The organism is Kitasatospora sp. MY 5-36, from assembly GCF_001182915.1.
Lineage (GTDB): Bacteria > Actinomycetota > Actinomycetes > Streptomycetales > Streptomycetaceae > Kitasatospora.
Genome location: NZ_LFVW01001011.1, coordinates 1 through 2,462 on the forward strand (window position 1 = coordinate 1; position 2,462 = coordinate 2,462).

Below are 2,462 nucleotides of genomic sequence, written 5' to 3' on the forward strand. Positions count from 1 at the left end.
GCTGCTGGCGCTGGCCCTGGTGCACGAGTTCCTGCACGTCCAACTCGGCGCCCTGCTGGACCTGGTGCCGCTGCACCGCCCCAACGGCCCGGCCGCGTACCATGCCCCCTGGCGGCCCGACCCGCGCCCGGCCGGGGCGCTGCTCCAGGGGGCGTACGCGCACCTGGGGGTGGCGGACTTCTGGCGGGCCGAGGCGGCTGCGGGGGCGGGCGACCTCGCACGTGCGCGGGGGGAGTCCGTCCGCTGGCGGAAGCACACCCTGAGCGCCGGGGAGACGCTCCTGAGCTGCGGCGAACTGACGGCGGCGGGGCTGGAGTTCACCGGGGAGCTGGTGCGGGCCGTCCGGGCGCTCGGCGGGCCGGGGGAATGAATCCGGCTTGCCGGATGCTTGGCCCGGCGGGGCGATTGTTCCGGTGCTTCCCGGGGCACTCCCGGGGTGTGACCAGGGGCTGGTCCGTGTGGCTGTTCGGGCACGGGCCACGGCTACGCGCTTCGGCGCGCGCCACGGCGAAGTGCGCGACCGCTGAACGGGTGAATTCTGGGGGCCCAAAGCGCTGTCGTACGACGTCGGCAGCCCGGGGAGCCCAACGTGAGTCCGCAAGGTGCCGCGCGGAGTCTTCGCGGGCACTACATTGGTCGCAACCGGGTGGGCTTACCCACCCTCGGCAGGTCCTAACCGCGCCTAAGGAAACGAATATGACTCCGGTAACCAGCACCAGGCCGGCCGGCAAGCTCACTGACCCTCAGGAGACGCCGGAACGCCCCTCGCTCGCCGACCTCGCCGCACTCGGCGCGGAAGAGCTCGCCTCCCGGCTCCAGCGCGCGCTCCCCGGCGCGGACTCCGGCCTCGTGCCGGTCGCAGCCTTCAACTCCTCGATCTGACCCGGCCCGGAACTCCCGGCGGAGCCCAGGCCGAGCAGACCGAGCCGATCGAAGCGAACCGGACAGTTCCATGACGACGTCGATTCCGCTGCCGTTGACACAGTTCGTGGTCAAGATGCACAGCAGGTGCGATCTGGCCTGCGACCACTGCTACGTCTACGAACACGCGGACAGCAGCTGGCGGTCCCGGCCGAAGGTCATCGCGGACGGGATCCTGGCCAAGGCCGCCGAGCGCATCGGCGAGCACGCGGCCGCCCACCGGCTGCCCGCCGTCCGGGTCGTCCTGCACGGGGGAGAACCCCTGCTCGCCGGCCCGGACCGCTTGCGCCGCGCCGCCGAGGCGCTCCGGGCGGCACTCCCGCCCGGCTGCGCCCTCGACCTGCGCATCCACACCAACGGCGTGCTGCTGAACCGGGACTTCTGCGCGCTGTTCGCGGAGCAGGAGATCAAGGTCGGCATCTCGCTGGACGGCGACAAGGCCGCCAACGACCGCCACCGGCGGTTCGCCGACGGACGCAGCAGCCACCCGCAGGTGCTGCGGGCCGTCGCGCTGCTGAACGAACCCGGATACCGGCACCTGTTCGCCGGGCTGCTGTGCACGATGGACGTCCGGAACGACCCGGTGGCCGTGTACCGGGCGCTGGCCGAACTCCGGCCGCCCGCCGTGGACTTCCTGCTCCCGCACGCCACCTGGGACGAGCCGCCCGGGCGCCCCGCCGAGCTGGGCGCCACCCCGTACGCCGACTGGCTGCTGACCGTCCACGGGCTGTGGGACGCGGACGGGCGGCCGTTCGCCGTACGGACCTTCGAATCCGTGCACCGGACCCTGCGGGGGTTCTCCAGCCTCACCGAGTCGCTCGGACTGGAGCCCTCCGACCTGGCCGTCCTGGAGACGGACGGGACCTTCGAGCAGGCCGACAGCCTGAAGACCGCGTACGACGGCGCGCCCGCCACCGGGATGAACGTTTTCGCGCACAGCCTCGACGACCTCGCCCGCCACCCCGGCATCGCCGCCCGGCAGTCCGGCCTGGCCGGACTGAGCGAGGCCTGCCGCGCCTGCTCCGTGGTCCGCTCCTGCGGTGGCGGGCTGTACGCCCACCGCTATCGGAGCGACGATGGGGGAGGCAGCTTCGACCATCCCTCCGTCTACTGCGGTGATCTCATGACGTTCATCAAGGGCATTGCGGGGAGCGGGAGTTCCGGCGACGGCGTGCCCGCGCAGCCGGCCGGGGTGCCCGGGGCGCCCGGTGTGCCCGGTGTGCCATCGCCGGAGGCCGAACCGCTGCTGCCCGGCGCGCTCGCCCCGTCGCAACTCGACGAACTCGCGCACGGATACGGGAGCGCGGAGACCGTCGCCGCGCTCGGCCGCTCCCAACTCGCCCTCACCCGGGCGATGCTGGCCGCCGCCTGGGACGCCTCCGGACAGGGGCGGGCCGAAGCGTGGACCCTGCTGGCCGAGCTCGACACGGCGGCCCCCGCCGCCGTGGACGCCGTCCTCGGCCACCCGTACGCCCGCGCCTGGGCGGCCCGCCGCCTCGCCGGGGACCTCCAGGCCGGACTCGGCCCGCTGGCCGCGCTCG

3 protein-coding genes are annotated in these 2,462 nt (G+C 73.8%); all 3 read left to right on the top strand.

Annotation, left to right across the window (positions count from 1 at the left end; genetic code table 11):
- The coding region (locus AE652_RS39495) for an HEXXH motif domain-containing protein (RefSeq protein WP_049660423.1) at positions 1 to 370 on the top strand (370 nt) is incomplete at its 5' end.
- Between the two features lie 326 nt (positions 371 to 696).
- Positions 697 to 882, top strand: a complete 186-nt coding sequence (locus AE652_RS39500; RefSeq protein WP_049660424.1) for a hypothetical protein — start codon at positions 697 to 699, stop codon at positions 880 to 882.
- A 70-nt stretch (positions 883 to 952) separates the two neighbouring features.
- The coding region (locus tag AE652_RS39505) for an FxsB family cyclophane-forming radical SAM/SPASM peptide maturase (RefSeq protein ID WP_049660425.1) at positions 953 to 2,462 on the top strand (1,510 nt) is incomplete at its 3' end.

Excerpts from the sequence above, each read along its gene's own strand:
- AE652_RS39500 (WP_049660424.1), top strand. The coding sequence starts at position 697 with ATGACTCCGGTAACCAGCACCAGGCCGGCCGGCAAGCTCACTGACCCT.